This window comes from Stenotrophomonas sp. (genome assembly GCF_032099025.1).
Taxonomy (GTDB): Bacteria; Pseudomonadota; Gammaproteobacteria; order Xanthomonadales; family Xanthomonadaceae; genus Stenotrophomonas.
Genome location: NZ_DAMCID010000002.1, coordinates 230,690 through 246,123, shown reverse-complemented (window position 1 = coordinate 246,123; position 15,434 = coordinate 230,690). Strand labels below are relative to the sequence as shown.

Here is a 15,434-nt window from a genome sequence, read left to right as displayed (position 1 = left end):
CGGCAGCCCTCAAGGACGGTGCTTCCGCACCGGCTAAGCCATAATGAAGCCGATGCCGAACCAGAATCCCCTGCCTTTCCCCGGCGAAGAGCCGCCCAAGACGCCGGACGCACCGTCCGCGTCGCCCGACAGCGCGCCCGACGCCAGCTCCGCGATGGGCGCCGCGCCCGCGTCCGCCGCGCCGGCGCCGACCGACCCGGCCGCGATCGTGCCGGTCCCGGCGGCCGCCGCCGCGCGTGTCCCCGCCGGCCGCCGCCCGTGGTGGGCGCGCCTGCTGGGCCGCCTGGTCGAGCCGTGGCTGTCGCTGAAGATCGAACCCGAACACCCCGGGCAGTACAACGATGGCCGCCCCGTGGTCTATGTGCTGGAGGACTACGGTCTGTCCAACGCGCTGATCCTGGACAAGGCCTGCCGCGAGGCCGGCCTGCCCTCGCCGCTGGTGCCCATCGCCGGTGACCCGACCGGCCGCAAGCGCGCCTACGTGGCGCTGTCGCGCCGGAGCAGCAGCAACTCGCTGATTCCCGAGCAGCGCGGCGCCAAGACCCATTCCGATTCGCTGGCCAAGGTGCTGCAGGCCCACCGCGCGCGCGATGAGCTGGACGTGCACCTGGTACCGGTGTCGATCTTCGTCGGCCGCGCGCCGGACAAGCAGAGCGGCTGGTTCGCCGTGCTGTTCTCGGAAAACTGGGCGCTGGTGGGCCGCTTCCGGCGCCTGCTGGCGGTGCTGCTCAATGGCCGCAGCACCATCGTGCGCTTCGCCCCACCGATCTCGCTGCGCAGCACGATCAACGAGGGGCTGGACCCCGAGCGCACCGTGCGCAAGCTGCAGCGCGTGCTGCGCACCCATTTCCGCCGGATCCGCGAGTCGGTGATCGGTCCCGACCTGTCCACCCGCCGCCTGCTGGTGGACAAGGTGCTGGAGGCGGACACCGTGCGCGAGGCCATCGCCTCGCAGGCCAAGCGCGACAACTCGAAGCCGGCCGATGCCTGGAAGAAGGCGCACGCCTACGCCTGGGAAATCGCCGCGGACTATTCCAGCCCGGTCGTGCGTTCGGCCAGCTTCATGCTCAGCCACGTGTGGAACCGCATCTACGCCGGCGTGCTCGTGCACCACCTGGACAAGTTCAAGGCCGCCGCGCCGGGCCATGAAGTGGTCTACGTGCCCAGCCACCGCAGCCACATGGATTACCTGCTGCTGTCCTACCTGCTGTACGACCGCGGCATCGTGCCGCCGCACATCGTGGCCGGCATCAACCTGAACCTGCCGGTGGTCGGCACGCTGCTGCGCAAGGGCGGCGCGTTCTTCATCCGCCGGTCCATCCGCGGCAACGCGCTGTATTCGGCGGTGCTGAGCGAATACGTGGCGCAGCTGGTCGCCGGCGGCTACTCGATCGAGTACTTCGTCGAAGGCGGCCGCTCGCGTACGGGGCGTCTGCTGCAGCCCAAGGGCGGCATGATCTCGATGACGCTGCGCGCGTTCCTGCGCCAGCCCCGCAAGCCGGTGCTGTTCCAGCCGGTCTACATCGGCTACGAGAAGCTGATGGAAGGCGGCAGCTACCTGGACGAGCTGAGCGGCCGGCCCAAGGAAAAGGAATCGATCTGGTCGCTGCTGTGGTCGATCCCGAAGGTGCTCAAGCAGAATTACGGCCAGGTGGTGGTGAACTTCGGCGAGCCGATCGCGCTCAACGACGTGCTGGCCCGCCAGGCGCCGGAGTGGGATGGCGCGCCGGTCGGCGAGGACGAGAAGCCGTCCTGGCTGTCGGGTACGGTCGACCACCTGGCCGAACGCATCCAGGTCCACATCAATGGCGCGGCCGACGTCAATCCGATCAACCTGCTGGCGCTGGCGCTGCTGTCCACGCCCAAGCACGCCATGGGCGAAGCGGACCTGATCGCGCAGATCGAGCTGTGCAAGACCCTGCTGGTCGAGATGCCGTATTCGGACCGGGTTACGGTCACGCCGCATTCGCCGGAACGGATCATCGCCCACGCCGAGGAAATCAACGTCCTCACCCGCATCAAGCACCCGCTGGGCGATGTGCTCAGTGTCAGCGGCGATACCGCGGTGCTGCTCAGCTATTTCCGCAACAACGTCATCCACCTGTTCACCGCCTCGTCGTGGGTGGCGTGCTGCTTCCAGAACAACCGCCGCATGAGCCGTACCGGCCTGGTCCAGCTGGGCCGCACCGTGTACCCGTTCCTGCAGGCCGAGCTGTTCCTGCCGTGGACCGAGGACGAGTTCGCCCAGCGCATCGAGCAGACCATCAACGTGTTCGTGCGCGAAGGCCTGCTGCAGAACGTCAACGACGACGACGGCGGCATCCTGGCGCGCAACACCGGACAGACCGACGAAGTGTTCCGCCTGCGTGCGATCGGCCATTCGCTGCAGCAGGCGTTCGAGCGCTACTACATCGCCATTTCGGTGCTGGTGAAGAATGGCCCGGGCACGCTTGGCGCGGCCGAGCTGGAAAGCCTGTGCCAGCAGGCCGCACAGCGCCTGAGCCTGCTCTACGCACCGGCTGCGCCGGAGTTCTTCGACCGCACGCTGTTCCGGGGTTTCATCCAGAAGCTGCGCGAGCTGCGCCTGGTGTGGCCCGACGAGAACAGCAAGCTGCTGTTCGACGAACGCCTGGATGCGTGGGCCAAGGACGCCAAGTTCATCCTGGGTCGCGAGCTGCGCCACACCATCGAGCGGGTCAGCCCGGAAGCGGCAAAACCGGAAGAGCCGGTCGCCGCGGATTGACCGCAGCGGCGATCATTCGTGGTCGCCGCACTCCCCTCGGACACGCATGGCGTGTCGCTACGGGTTGCTTGCTTCCACCTTCGTGGCGTCTCCCGGGCGGCGCACCGTAGCGACACGCCATGCGTGTCCATGGGAACTCAAGGTCGTCCGGTCAAGCCGGCTCGTCCGGGATCAACATGTCTTCCAGCTTGGCGATGCAGTCCTTGAGCTGCAGCTTGCGCCGCTTCAGGCGCTTGGCTTCCAGCTCGTCTTCACCGTTGGCGGCCATGCGCTGGATGGCCTCGTCCAGCTCACGATGCTCCCGCCGAAGGACGGCGAGGCGGCTGCTGATCTGCTCGGGCGTGAAGGTATCCACAGAGACGAAGCATACACATCCGCGATGACGCCCGGGAGTGAACCCAGTCACTTCGTGGTGCCGGTGGGGGCCGGTGCGAGCCGGTAGAATGGACGGATGTCCGCCGTCCTGCCGCTGCCCGATCCCGTCCACCGCGCACCCCGCGCGGACGCCGCCGTGCACGACAAACTGGCACGCCGGCTGCGCCGCCAGGTGGGCCAGGCGATCGCCGATTTCGGCATGATCGAAGAGGGCGACCGGGTCATGGTCTGCCTGTCCGGCGGCAAGGACAGCTACACCCTGCTGGACATCCTGCTGCAGCTGCAGAAGAAGGCCCCGGTGGCGTTCGAACTGGTGGCGGTGAACCTGGACCAGAAGCAGCCGGGGTTTCCCGCGCACGTGCTGCCTGACTACCTGGCCGCGATCGGCGTGCCGTACCAGATCATCGAGCAGGACACCTACTCGGTGGTCAGCCGGGTGATCCCGGAAGGGCGCACGATGTGTTCGCTGTGCTCGCGGCTGCGTCGTGGTGCGCTGTACCGGCATGCGGCCGAGAACGGCTTCACCAAGATCGCGCTGGGCCACCACCGCGATGACAGCGTGGCCACGTTTTTCCTCAACCTGTTCCACCATGCCAAGCTGTCGGCGATGCCACCCAAGCTGCGCAGCGACGATGGCCGCCACGTGGTGATACGCCCCCTGGCGTATGTCAGCGAAGCCGACATCCAGGCGCACGCGCAGGTGCGTGGGTTTCCGATCATTCCGTGCACGCTGTGCGGCAGCCAGGACAACCTGCAGCGCCGCCAGGTGACGCAGATGCTGCAGCAGTGGGAACAGCAGCACCCCGGCCGCATCGACCAGATCGCGCGCGCGCTGGGCAACATCCACCCGTCGCAGCTGGCCGACCCGGCGCTGTTCGACTTCCTGGCGCTGGGCCGTACTGCGGCTCCGCCCCGCCCCCCGACGGCCTGGGCCGACGGGTCATCCGATTCCGGCGGGGATGCCGGCCTGGCCTGAGCCACGCCGTCGCCCTCGCTGTCCCTTTCACGACCTTATTCCGGAATTCCATGTTCTTTCGCAACCTGACGCTGTTCCGCTTCCCGACCGCCACGGACTTCTCCGAAGTCGACACCCTGCTGCCGCAGGTGCTGCTCAAGCCGGTAGGCCCGCTCGAGATGAATTCGCGCGGTTTCATTTCCCCGTTCGGCCGCGAAGAAAAGGCCGTGTTCTCGCACCGTATCGGCGACGCACTGTGGCTGACCGTGGGCGGCGAGGACAAGATCCTGCCGGGTGCGGTGGTCAACGACCTGTTGGCGCGCAAGCTGGAAGAGATCGAAGAGAAGGAAGGGCGCAAGCCAGGCGGCCGCGAGCGCAAGCGCATGAAGGACGACCTGCTGCATGAGCTGATGCCGCGCGCCTTCGTGAAGAGCTCGCGTACCGACGCGCTGATCGACCTGACCCACGGCTACGTGGCGGTGGACTGCTCGAGCAGCAAGAAGGGCGAGAACATGATGTCCGACATCCGTGGCCTGCTCGGCAGCTTCCCGGCCATGCCGCTGAACGCCGAAGTGGCGCCGCGCTCGATCCTGACCGGCTGGATTGCCGGCGAGCCCCTCCCGACCGGGCTCAGCCTGGGCGAAGAGTGCGAGATGAAGGACCCGGCCGAGGGCGGCGCGGTGGTCAAGTGCCAGCACCAGGAACTGCGCTGCGACGAGATCGACAAGCACCTGGACGCCGGCAAGCAGGTGACCAAGCTGGCGCTGGTGTTCGAGGACAACCTGTCCTTCGTGCTGGGCGACGACCTGATCGTGCGCAAGCTGAAGTTCCTGGACGGCGCGCTGGACCAGCTCGAGCATGCCGACGAGGATGGCCGCCGCGCCGAACTGGACGCACGTTTCGCCCTGCAGAGCGGTGAAGTGCGGCGCCTGTTCCTGCTGCTGGAAGACGCCTTCAAGCTCAGCAAGGCCGACTGACGCACCTGTAGAACGGGGCGTTGTCCCGCGGGCCCGGCGCCCTGTGCCCCGGGCCGGCACCCCGCGCTGCGCGTCCGGCTGAACGGCGCGCAGTCATGTGCGGGCCGCCGTCGGCGCTATGCTGTACCCATGTCCGGATTCCTCCGCCGCCTGATCTCGCCGGCTCCCCCTACCGTGCAGCGCGATACCGTGCGCCTGCGCCTGGAGGATGCCGAGATCGATGTACTGCGCGTGCGCGATCCGCGGGCGCGCCGGATCAAGCTCAGCGTGGACGAGCGTGGCGTGCGCCTGACGCTGCCGCCGCGCGCGAGCCTGGTGATGGGCGAACGTTTCCTGGAGCTGCACCGCGACTGGCTGTCCACGCAGCTGCGCAACTACCAGGCGCAGAACCTGCCGCCGCCGCTGGTGATCGGCGAGCCCGGGCAGTTGCCGTTGCGCGGTGCGCTACTGCCACTGCGCTGGGAAACCGGGCGCTATGCGCACCTGGAACTGGATGCCGATGGCGCGTGCATGCATTGGCCCACGCGCGGCACCGATGCGACCCTGCGGCGGACCCTGCGGGAGTTCTACGAAGCACAGACCCGGGCCGACGTCGGCCAGTGGCTGCCGCGCTACCTGCCCGGCCTGCCGCGCGCACCGGCGCGGTTGCGGCTGAAGGTGATGTCCTCGCAATGGGGCTCGCTGGCGCCGGATGGCAGCATGGCGCTGGACTTGGCGCTGGTGCTGGGGCGACCGTCGGCGTTCGAGTACGTGCTGGTGCACGAGCTCTGCCACCTGATCCAGGCCAATCATTCCCCTGCGTTCTGGGAGGAAGTGGAGCAGCGCTTCCCGGCGTGGCGTGCGGAGCGGGATTATTTCCAGCTGGAAGGCCGCCGCTTGAAGGCGATGTTGCGGCAGTTGTTGTGATCGCGCTTGCCACGCAGGGCGTGGCACTACGGTTACGTGCACAGGACGATTGCGCTGGTAGAGCCACGCCGCGCCGCGTGACCGCTGGGCGCCATTCCGATGAACGCGTCGCCACGCGCCGAGGAACTTCCGCCGACACGGGAGAGGATTCTGTTGCGTGGCTGCGCTCCTAGCGCGTTGCCTGCGCGCGCAGCGTGGCCGCCTGCGCCCAGCGCGCGGCCACGCGGGGTGCGGTGATGCACACGGCCTGATCAGTGACGGTGGTGACCGCGCGTTCCAGCAGCTGGATGTCGGCTTCGTGCTGGCGCGCCACGTGCGGGTCCTCGAAGAAGATCGCGCGCTGGCAGCGGCCTTCCAGCACCTGGTCGGCAATCTGCGCATCGCCGCCCATCGGGCCGCTCTGGTAGCGGGTGACCCATTCCTGGTCCTTGGCCCAGCCACGGCTCCAGGCCAGCTCGTTGAGACGCTGGCCGGTGGTGCCGGTGCCGACCCGGCTGCGGAAGCGCGACAGCAGCGCGAAGTGTTCATCGGCGAAGGCCAGCATGGCCGGCTTCATCGCATCGTGTGCGATCAGCGCAAGCGTGTGCTGCTCAAAGGCATGCAGGTCATCCGCACCGGGATCGGCGGCCAGACCGACCTGCACGCGCTCCACCTCCACCCAGTCGCGCGCGGTGGCCACCGTGGAAATGAAGGGTTTGCCGTGGATCACGCACTGGCGCTTGAGCGCCGTCGCCTCCGGAAACACGGAGGAGGGGTCCACCGGATCCATCAGGTAGATGGCGCCATCCAGGGTGCGCTCGGGCGTGCCCATGCCCACCACCTCGGCCACCAGCTTCATCAGACCGCCCTCGCGCCCGTTCGGATATCTGCGCAGGGGAGCGAAATCGGGCAGGAAGCCCAGCCGCTGGATGGCATCGTAGGTGCGGCCGACCGCATGCAGTTCCACGCCCAGCTCGCGCAGCCCGGTATCGCTGGCCCGCAGCCAGCGGAAAAGCGCAGCGTGCTTGTCATGGTGGTGCAGCCGATTGGCGGCCAGGCCGATGCGCATGGAGGTCATCCGGAAAAGGGGCGATAACGACATTACCAGCCCTTCACACGAATTCGTAAAAGTTGCATAGCCGCAGACAGGGCCATAACCGACATTGACGGCTGTCACCCGTTCAATCAGGACAGACCCCCATGCGCCTCTCCACTTCCCGCAACGATCCGTCGGTACAGACCCTGGCCCGCGACCGCAGCGCCCGCATCCGCGCGCTGGGAAGGCTGCTGCGCCATGCCACCGCCGGCGATGCCGACGTGCTGCTGGTGGGCCTGGCGCGCATGCTCGATGCGCACATTGATCGGGACCATGCCGACGAAGCCAGCAATGCCCGCATCCGCGGCCAGCTGGACGAGATCCAGCTGCTGCTGGCGTTGGAGATCGAACAGGCCGGCGTACGCGCCGCCGCCGTAGTGCCGGCCGCTGGCCGGCTCCAGGGGAACCTTGCATCGTGAGGAGCCGGCCAGCGGCCGGCATTGCAGGGGGAACCTTGCATCTTGAGGAGCCGGCCAGCGGCCGGCATTGCAGGGGGAACCCTGCATCTTGAGGAGCCGGCCAGCGGCCGGCACTACGGGGGAACCTTGCATCTTGAGGAGCCGGCCAGCGGCCGGCACTACGGGGGAACCCTGCATCTTGAGGAGCCGGCCAGCGGCCGGCACTACGGGGAACCCTGCATCTTGAGGAGCCGGCCAGCGGCCGGCACTACGGTGCACAGCCGGCCAGCGGCCGGCATTACGCGGTAATGGCCTGCACGATGCTTGCGGCGGCGTCACGGCCCTCGGCCACGGCGGTGACCACCAGGTCGGCACCGCGCACCGCGTCGCCGCCGGCGAACAGCTTCGGGTGGGCGGTCTGGAAGGGCAGGCGGCCACTGCCGCCCGCAACGATGCGGCCGTTGTTGCCCGCCTCCACGCCCTGCGCGGTGAGCCAGGCAGGCACACTCGGCGAGAACCCGAACGCGATGATCACCACGTCCGCTTCCAGCAGCGATTCGCTGCCCTCGATCGGCACGGCGTTGCGGCGGCCCTGCGCATCCGGCGCGCCCAGGTGGGTCTCGACCACGGTCACGCCGATCGCCTCGTCATCGGCGCCGGCCTCGATCGATAGCGGCTGGCGGTTGAACAGGAAGCGCACGCCTTCTTCGCGCGCATTGGCCACCTCGCGTGCCGAGCCCGGCATGCTGGCCTCGTCGCGACGGTAGGCGCAGGTCACGCGGGCGGCACCCAGCCGCACGGCGCTGCGCACGCAATCCATGCCCGTGTCGCCGCCGCCCAGCACCACCACGCGCTTGCCGTCCAGGTCGGGAAGGGCAAGGGTGTCTTCCCAGCCGGCGATGGGCCGACCGTGCGCGTCGCTGCCGCTGACGATGCGGCTGTTCTGCACCAGGAACGGCAGCGCCGGCAGCACGTTCTTCAGGTCCTGGCCGGGCAGGCCACCGTCGGTATAGCGATAGGCACCGGTGCCCACGAACACCGCGTCGTACTCGGCCAGCAACGCGTCCATCTCGACGTCGCGGCCGATCTCCACGCCCAGCCGGAACTGCACGCCCATGCCCTCCAGCACGTTGCGGCGGCGGCTGATCACCGACTTGTCCAGCTTGAAGCTGGGAATGCCGAACTGCAGCAGCCCACCGATCTGTTCGTAACGGTCGTACACCACGGCCTGCACGCCCGCGTGGGCGAGCCGGTCGGCGCAGGCCAGGCCGGCCGGGCCTGCGCCGATCACCGCCACGCGCTTGCCCGTGCTTTCCACCGCGGCCATGTCCGGCCGCCAGCCGGTGGCCAGCGCGGTATCGACGATGTACTTCTCCACCGCGCCGATGGTGACCGCGCCGAACTCCTCCAGCGTGCAGCTGCCTTCGCACAGGCGGTCCTGCGGACACACGCGGCCGCACACTTCGGGCAGAGGATTGGTCGAATGGCACAGCGTGGCCGCTTCATGGATGCGGTTTTCCTGCACCAGCTGCAGCCACTGCGGAATGGCGTTGTGCACCGGGCACTTCCAGCTGCAGTAGGGGTTGCCGCAATCCAGGCAGCGCCCGGCCTGGTACTGGGCGTCTTCCTTGCCGAACTTGCCGTAGAGCTCGCCCCAATCGCCGGACGTGCGCAGCTCCACCGGAATGCGTTGCGGCATGGTCCGGGGCAGGTCGAGGAACTGGAAAGCTTGCTTGCGGCTCATGGGTGGATTCCAAAAAAGGTCAAGCGGCGCGGCGCAGCGATTCGGTGAGCGATTCGATGCTGGCGGCCTTGGGTTTGACCAGCCAGAACTTGCCGACGTAGTCGCGGAACTCGTCGAGGATCTGCTGCGCCCAGATGCTGCCGGTGAGCTCGCGGTGGCGGCTGATCAGCGTGTGCAGGTGCTGGCGATGGTTCTCGAATCCTTCGGCGGAGATGCGGTGGATGTCGATCAGCTCGTGGTTGTAACGGTCGACGAAGTCGCGGTCGATATCCAGCACGTAGGCCAGGCCGCCGGTGAAGCCGGCGCCGAAGTTGAGTCCCACCTTGCCCAGCACCAGCACGATGCCGTCGGTCATGTATTCGCAGCAGTGGTCGCCGGCGCCTTCGATGACCGCCAGCGCGCCGGAGTTGCGCACGCCGAAGCGCTCGCCGGCGCGGCCCGCGGCGAACAGCTCACCGCCGGTGGCGCCGTACAGGCAGGTGTTGCCGATGATGGCGGTGTTGCGCGCCTCGAAGCGTGCGCCACGCGGCGGGCGCACCACCAGCCGGCCACCGGCCATGCCCTTGCCGACGTAATCGTTGGCTTCGCCTTCGACCTCCAGCTGCAGGCCGCCGACATTGAACGCACCGAAACTCTGCCCGGCGGTGCCACGGAAGCGCAGGGTGAGCGGTGCATCGCTCATGCCCTGGTTGCCGTGCACGCGGGCGATCGCGCCGGACAGGCGGGTACCGATCGAGCGGTCGGTGTTGTGGATCAGGAACCGGTGTTCGCCGCCGAGCTTGCCGGCGATGGCCGGGGCCAGCAGGCCATCCATCTGCGTGGCCAGGCTGTCCGGCGATTCGTACAGGCGCTGCGCGGCGCAGTGGCTGCCGCCGTACTCGGCCGGGTTGAGCAGGCGCGACAGATCGACCTTGACGCCGGGGCGCGGCGACACGTCCAGCTGCTGCAGCAGGTCGGTGCGGCCGACGATCTCGTCCAGCGAACGCACGCCCAGATAGGACAGCCAGCCCCGCACTTCCTCGGCCAGCAGCCGGAAGAAGTTCTCCACGCGCTCGGGCAGGCCGGTGAAGTACTGCGCACGCAGGCGCTCGTCCTGGGTGGCCACGCCGGTGGCGCAGTTGTTGAGGTGGCAGATGCGCAGGTACTTGCAGCCCAGCACGATCATCGGCGCGGTGCCGAAGCCGAAGCTGTCCGCACCCAGCAGCGCCGCCTTGATCACGTCCAGGCCGGTCTTCAGGCCACCGTCGGTCTGCAGCAGGGTGCGCCCGCGCAGGTCGTTGGCCACCAGCGCCTGGTGCGACTCGGCCACGCCCAGTTCCCACGGCACGCCCGCATAGCGGATCGAGCTGACCGGGCTGGCACCGGTGCCGCCGTCATGGCCGGACACGGTGATCAGGTCGGCACCGGCCTTGACCACGCCGGCCGCGATGGTGCCCACGCCCGCATGCGAGACCAGCTTCACCGACACCAGCGCATCCGGGTTGACCTGCTTGAGGTCGTAGATGAGCTGGGCCAGGTCTTCGATCGAGTAGATGTCGTGGTGCGGCGGCGGCGAGATCAGGCCGATGCCCGGCTTGGCATAACGCAGCCGCGCGATCAGTTCGTTTACCTTGTGGCCGGGCAGCTGGCCGCCTTCGCCGGGCTTGGCGCCCTGGGCGACCTTGATCTGCAGCACCTCGGCATTGACTAGGTATTCGGCGGTGACGCCGAAGCGGCCCGAGGCCACCTGCTTGATCTTGCTGCGCTTGTTGGTGCCGTAACGCACCGGGTCTTCGCCGCCCTCACCGGAATTGCTGCGCCCGCCCAGAGTGTTCATGGCGATGGCCAGCGCTTCATGCGCTTCGGGCGACAGCGCGCCCAGGCTGATCGCCGCGGTATCGAAGCGGCGGAACAGGTCTTCGGCCGGCGCCACCTCCTCCATCGGGGTGGGCGTGGGCGCGGCCTTGAGCTGCAGCAGGTCGCGCAGCGCCGACACCGGGCGGCCGTGCACCGCCTCGCAGTAGCGCTGCCAATCGGCGGCATCACCGCTGCGCGCGGCGCGCTGCAGGGTCATGACCACGTCGGGGTTGTACATGTGGTATTCGCCACCGTGCACGTACTTGAGCACGCCGCCGACCTCCGGGCGCAGCAGGTCGTTCCAGGCGCGCACGGTGAGTTCGCGCGCCTCGTCGTCGAGCCGTGCGAAGCCCACGCCGGCCACGCGCGAGGGCGTTTCCGGGAAGCACAGGTCCACCACCTCGTCGTCCAGGCCGACGATCTCGAACAGCTGCGCGCCGCGGTAGCTGGCCACGGTACAGATGCCCATCTTGGAGATGATCTTGGACAGGCCCTTGTAGATGCCCTTGCGGTAGCTGCGGCCGATCTGCGACTGCTCGCCGCCCTTCTTCAGCTGCAGGATGCCGCGCCGGCCCAGGTCGAACAGGGTCTGGTAGGCCAGGTACGGGTAGACCGCAGTGGCGCCGAAACCGAGCAGGCACGCCATGTGGTGCGGGTCGCGTGCGGTGCCGGTTTCCAGGATCAGGTTGACGTCGCAGCGCAGCCCGGCATTGGACAGGTGGTGGTGCACGGCACTGGTGGCCAGCAACGCGTGCACCATCGGGCGGTCGGCCACCGGGTAGCGGTCGCTGAGCAGCAGCATGACGATGCCTTCGCGCGCGGCCGCCTCTGCCTCGGCACAGATCCGCTCGATACCGGCCTTCAGCCCTTCGTCCAGGCTGTAGGAGAGGTCGATGAGGCGGTTGCGGTCGACGTACTGCTCCATCTTGATCAGCTGGCGCAGCTTGCGCTGGCTGAGCACCGGCGAATTGAGGATGACGTGGTTCACCGTCTCCGCGCCGGCATGGAAGATGTTGGTCTCCTTGCCGAGCTGGGTGGACAACGACATCACGCAGTCTTCCCGCAGCGGGTCGATCGGCGGGTTGGTGACCTGCGCAAAGGCCTGGCGGAAGTAGTCGTACAGCGGGCGGCTGTGCTGGCTCAGCACCGCCATCGGGGTGTCGTCGCCCATCGAGCCGGTGGCTTCCTGCTCGGTCTCGGCCAGTGGGCGCAGGATCTGCTCCACTTCCTCGGTGCTGAGCTGGAACAGCTTGTGGTAGCTGCGCAGGGTGCGCTCGTCGAAGGGTTCTTCGACCAGCGAGGGGTCGATCAGTTCGGTCTGCAGGTAGGTCACACCCTGCTGCAGCCACTGCTTGTACGGGGCACGGCCGCGGTTGATGCGGTCGATGGCGTCCGAGTCCAGCAGGTCGCCGCGCTTGAGGTCGATGGCCATCATCTCGCCCGGCCCCAGCTTGCCCTTGCGGACCACGCGCTCGGCGGGCACTTCCCACACACCGGCCTCGGAGGCCACCAGGAAGTGGCGGTCGGAGGTGAGCATCCAGCGCGCCGGGCGCAGGCCGTTGCGGTCCAGGGTACAGGCCGCATAGCGCCCGTCGCAGGCGACGATGCCGGCCGGGCCGTCCCACGGCTCGCTGTTGAGCCCGTAGAACTCGTAGAACGCGGCGAGGTCGGCGTCCTTGAACTCCAGCGACTGGGTCGCCGGCGGCACCAGGATGCGCAATGCCTGGATCAGCTCCATGCCGGCACTGACCATCAGCTCCAGCATGTTGTCCAGGCTCTGCGAGTCCGAGCCGTGCATGGAGATCACCGGGTCGAATTCGCCGATGTCGAACCGCGGGGTCTTCCACACCTTGCTGCGCGCCTGCGCCCAGCGCCGGTTACCCTCGATGGTGTTGATCTCGCCGTTGTGGGCGAGCATCCGGAACGGATGCGCCAGCGGCCAGCGCGGCAGCGTGTTGGTGGAGAAGCGCTGGTGGAAGACGATCGCGCTGGAGGCCAGGTCGTTGCGCTGCAGGTCCGGGTAGAAGCGGCTCAGCTTGTCCGGCAGCACCATGCCCTTGTAGCTGATCGCATTCGGGCTGAGCGTGGTGACGTAGTAGTCGGCATGCGCGCGCAGCTGCTGTTCGCTGCGACGGCGCGCCAGGAACAGCGCCAGGGTGAAGGCGGGCTCGTCCTGGCCGGGGCCGGCGTCGACGAACACCTGTTCGATGTGCGGCAGCGTGTCGCGCGCGAGCTGGCCGCACACGCTGGGGTCGGTGGGCACCACGCGCCAACCGAGCGGTCGGCAGCCTGCATCACGCAGCTGCTGCTCGAGGGTGGCACGGCAGGCCTGCGCGGCGTCGGCATCATGCGGGAGGAACACCACGCCGGCGGCAAAATGCGCGCCCAGGGTGATGTCGGCCTCGGCGGCCAGCGCATGCAGGAACGCATCGGGGCTGCGCAGCAACAGGCCGCAGCCGTCACCGGTGACGCCATCGGCGGCAACGCCGCCACGGTGGGTCATGCGCGACAGCGCGGCAATGGCGGTATCGACCAGCAGCCGTGACGGCTGGTCATCGAGTTGCGCCACCATGCCGAAACCACAGGCATCGCGTTCGTCTTGCGGGTCGTAAAGCCCTTGGCGGTTGCGGGGGGCCATCTCTGCCTCAAAGTCGGGTGAGCGGCGACACTCGTCCCCGCTCAATCCGTTGAGCGCATCTGGAGGCACCGGATGCTTCGACTAGAGCATAGTTGCTGCAACGCCGCAATACACGGTTGCAGGCGCAACCAAACCCCTCAAAAAACCGCTCCCGGTGCCCCCAATTCAGCCGCAGCGCAGGCCGGTGATGACGCTCTTTTCGTCCAGCTCGATGTTCAGGCGCTCGCCGACGAATTCCATGGTGGTCACGTCATCGGGCTTGAGCACGCGCAGGTCGCGGGCACTGGCGTCCTGCTGGGCCTGCGCGCCGATATTGTCGGTGTAGGCCTGGCCGATCAGGCTCTGCACCTGGGTGGCGTCGCAGTTGCCGACCGGTGGCGCTTCCGTGGCCTTGCCGGTGGTATCGGCAGGGGCGGCGGCTTCTTCGGCGGCCTTCTGCGCGTGCGTGCCCACGGCTTCCTGCTCGTCCATCGGCGGGGCCTTGCAGGCGCCCAGCAGCAACAGGGTGGGGACCAGGGCGAAGGCCATGACCGTGGGGCCAAACGAACGCCGCATGCGGCGGGACGACAAGGACGACATCGAGACTCCGGAGTTCCAGGCAGGAAAGCAGGGAGGATATCGCCAAGCGGGGCGTGAGGTGTTTGTGTTGCGTTATTGACGCGGCACCGCAGCGCCAGCCACCACACTGCAGGCCCGTTGCCCTCCTGCCCGCCCATGCCCGCACGCATTGCCACCCCTGAAGCCGTTGCCGCCCGCGAGGCCGGCCTGCGTTACGTCACCGACGCGCAACCGGGCATCGCCCGGCGCCGCGCCGGCAAGGGCTTCAGCTATCGCGATGCCGACGGCCACGTGGTCCGCGAGGCGGCGACCCTGGCCCGGATCCGGGCGCTGGCCATTCCGCCGGCCTACAAGGACGTGTGGATCTGCGCCTCGGCCAATGGCCATCTGCAGGCGACCGGGCGCGATGCCCGTGGGCGCAAGCAGTACCGCTACCACCCGGACTGGTCGCGGGTACGCGGCGATGGCAAGTTCGATCGGGTGATCGCCTTCGGCAAGGCGCTGCCCGCGCTGCGCCGGCGCCTGGGGCGCGACCTCAAGCTGCCCGGGTTCCCGCAGGACAAAGTGCTGGCCATCGTCGTGGCGCTGCTGGCGGAGACGCTGGTGCGGGTGGGCAACCCCGAATACGCGCGCGACAACCGGAGCTATGGGCTCACCACCCTGCGCAACCGGCACCTGGAGCTGGTCAGGGGAGGCCGTGCGCGCATGCATTTCCGTGGCAAATCCGGGCAGGAGCATGAGGTGGAGATTGACGACCAACGCCTGGTGGACCTGATCCGGCGCTGCCAGCAGTTGCCGGGACAGGCGCTGTTCCAGTACCGCGATGACGACGGCAAGGTGCAGCCAGTCGATTCCGGGCAGGTCAACGCGTACCTGCGCGATGCGATGGGCACCGACTTCAGCGCCAAGGATTTCCGTACCTGGGGCGGCACCGTGGCGGCGTTGCGCCAGCTGGCGGCCACCGAACTTCCCGAGGCTCCGAGCGAGCGCGCACTGGCCGCGTTGCAGAAGGCGGTGGTGTGCGAGGTGGCCACGCTGCTGGGCAATACGCCCTCGGTGTGCCGCAAGGCCTACATCGATCCCAGCGTCTTCGACGGCTGGCGGGCCGGCGCATTGACCCGCCTTGCCGGACTGCGCGGCGACCGGCAATGGGAGCAGGCCACCCTGAAGTTCCTGCGCAGTGCCCGGCGGGTACCGCGCGCGAAGGCCGCGCGCTGAGGCGCGGCCTG

General features: G+C 68.4%; 11 protein-coding genes. 6 read left to right on the top strand and 5 right to left on the bottom strand.

The window, feature by feature from the left end; translation table 11 throughout:
- Positions 1-43 precede the first annotated feature (43 nt).
- Entirely contained in the window at positions 44-2,743 is a 2,700-nt protein-coding gene (gene plsB / locus RT456_RS03295; protein ID WP_313342436.1) for a glycerol-3-phosphate 1-O-acyltransferase PlsB, read from the top strand.
- A gap of 151 nt (positions 2,744-2,894) precedes the next feature.
- Here the strand turns inward: plsB and RT456_RS03290 are convergent, their stop codons facing one another.
- Positions 2,895-3,098, bottom strand: a complete 204-nt coding sequence (locus tag RT456_RS03290) for a YdcH family protein (RefSeq protein ID WP_313342433.1) — start codon at positions 3,096-3,098, stop codon at positions 2,895-2,897.
- Positions 3,099-3,194: 96 nt separating this feature from the next.
- On the opposite strand from RT456_RS03290, the gene ttcA reads away from it, so the two are divergent.
- The 3 genes from ttcA (at position 3,195) to RT456_RS03275 (ending at position 5,956) form a co-directional block, all read left to right on the top strand.
- A complete protein-coding gene (gene ttcA / locus RT456_RS03285) occupies positions 3,195-4,094 on the top strand; it encodes a tRNA 2-thiocytidine(32) synthetase TtcA (RefSeq protein ID WP_313342430.1) in 900 nt (299 codons plus the stop codon).
- 50 nt (positions 4,095-4,144) lie between these two features.
- Positions 4,145-5,050, top strand: a complete 906-nt coding sequence (locus RT456_RS03280; RefSeq protein ID WP_313342427.1) for a recombination-associated protein RdgC — start codon at positions 4,145-4,147, stop codon at positions 5,048-5,050.
- 129 nt (positions 5,051-5,179) lie between these two features.
- Positions 5,180-5,956 (top strand): SprT family zinc-dependent metalloprotease, encoded by a 777-nt coding sequence (locus RT456_RS03275; RefSeq protein ID WP_313342424.1) that lies wholly within the window; start codon positions 5,180-5,182, stop codon positions 5,954-5,956.
- Positions 5,957-6,125: 169 nt separating this feature from the next.
- Here RT456_RS03275 and RT456_RS03270 read toward each other — a convergent pair whose 3' ends face one another.
- Entirely contained in the window at positions 6,126-7,004 is an 879-nt protein-coding gene (locus tag RT456_RS03270; protein WP_313342421.1) for a methylglyoxal synthase, read from the bottom strand.
- 131 nt (positions 7,005-7,135) lie between these two features.
- Here RT456_RS03270 and RT456_RS03265 point away from each other — a divergent pair, with 131 nt between their 5' ends.
- Positions 7,136-7,450: a hypothetical protein gene (locus RT456_RS03265; RefSeq protein ID WP_313342419.1), complete on the top strand. Its 315-nt coding sequence runs from the start codon at positions 7,136-7,138 to the stop codon at positions 7,448-7,450.
- 277 nt (positions 7,451-7,727) lie between these two features.
- Here RT456_RS03265 and RT456_RS03260 read toward each other — a convergent pair whose 3' ends face one another.
- The 3 genes from RT456_RS03260 to RT456_RS03250 all read right to left on the bottom strand — a co-directional run bounded on the left by RT456_RS03260 (position 7,728) and on the right by RT456_RS03250 (position 14,175).
- Positions 7,728-9,173, bottom strand: coding sequence for an FAD-dependent oxidoreductase (locus RT456_RS03260; RefSeq protein WP_313342416.1), 1,446 nt, complete (start codon positions 9,171-9,173; stop codon positions 7,728-7,730).
- 19 nt (positions 9,174-9,192) lie between these two features.
- Positions 9,193-13,647: a glutamate synthase large subunit gene (gltB, locus tag RT456_RS03255; RefSeq protein WP_313342414.1), complete on the bottom strand. Its 4,455-nt coding sequence runs from the start codon at positions 13,645-13,647 to the stop codon at positions 9,193-9,195.
- A gap of 165 nt (positions 13,648-13,812) precedes the next feature.
- Positions 13,813-14,175, bottom strand: a complete 363-nt coding sequence (locus RT456_RS03250) for an I78 family peptidase inhibitor (protein ID WP_313342471.1) — start codon at positions 14,173-14,175, stop codon at positions 13,813-13,815.
- Positions 14,176-14,361: 186 nt separating this feature from the next.
- Here RT456_RS03250 and RT456_RS03245 point away from each other — a divergent pair, with 186 nt between their 5' ends.
- Complete coding sequence (locus tag RT456_RS03245; RefSeq protein ID WP_313342412.1) at positions 14,362-15,423, top strand: DNA topoisomerase IB; 1,062 nt, start codon at positions 14,362-14,364, stop codon at positions 15,421-15,423.
- Positions 15,424-15,434 lie beyond the last annotated feature (11 nt).

Excerpts from the sequence above, each read along its gene's own strand:
- RT456_RS03270 (WP_313342421.1), bottom strand. The coding sequence starts at position 7,004 with ATGCGCATCGGCCTGGCCGCCAATCGGCTGCACCACCATGACAAGCAC.
- RT456_RS03260 (WP_313342416.1), bottom strand. The coding sequence starts at position 9,173 with ATGAGCCGCAAGCAAGCTTTCCAGTTCCTCGACCTGCCCCGGACCATG.
- RT456_RS03265 (WP_313342419.1), top strand. The coding sequence starts at position 7,136 with ATGCGCCTCTCCACTTCCCGCAACGATCCGTCGGTACAGACCCTGGCC.
- RT456_RS03250 (WP_313342471.1), bottom strand. The coding sequence starts at position 14,175 with ATGGCCTTCGCCCTGGTCCCCACCCTGTTGCTGCTGGGCGCCTGCAAG.
- ttcA (WP_313342430.1), top strand. The coding sequence starts at position 3,195 with ATGTCCGCCGTCCTGCCGCTGCCCGATCCCGTCCACCGCGCACCCCGC.
- plsB (WP_313342436.1), top strand. The coding sequence starts at position 44 with ATGAAGCCGATGCCGAACCAGAATCCCCTGCCTTTCCCCGGCGAAGAG.
- RT456_RS03245 (WP_313342412.1), top strand. The coding sequence starts at position 14,362 with ATGCCCGCACGCATTGCCACCCCTGAAGCCGTTGCCGCCCGCGAGGCC.
- gltB (WP_313342414.1), bottom strand. The coding sequence starts at position 13,647 with ATGGCCCCCCGCAACCGCCAAGGGCTTTACGACCCGCAAGACGAACGC.
- RT456_RS03280 (WP_313342427.1), top strand. The coding sequence starts at position 4,145 with ATGTTCTTTCGCAACCTGACGCTGTTCCGCTTCCCGACCGCCACGGAC.
- RT456_RS03275 (WP_313342424.1), top strand. The coding sequence starts at position 5,180 with ATGTCCGGATTCCTCCGCCGCCTGATCTCGCCGGCTCCCCCTACCGTG.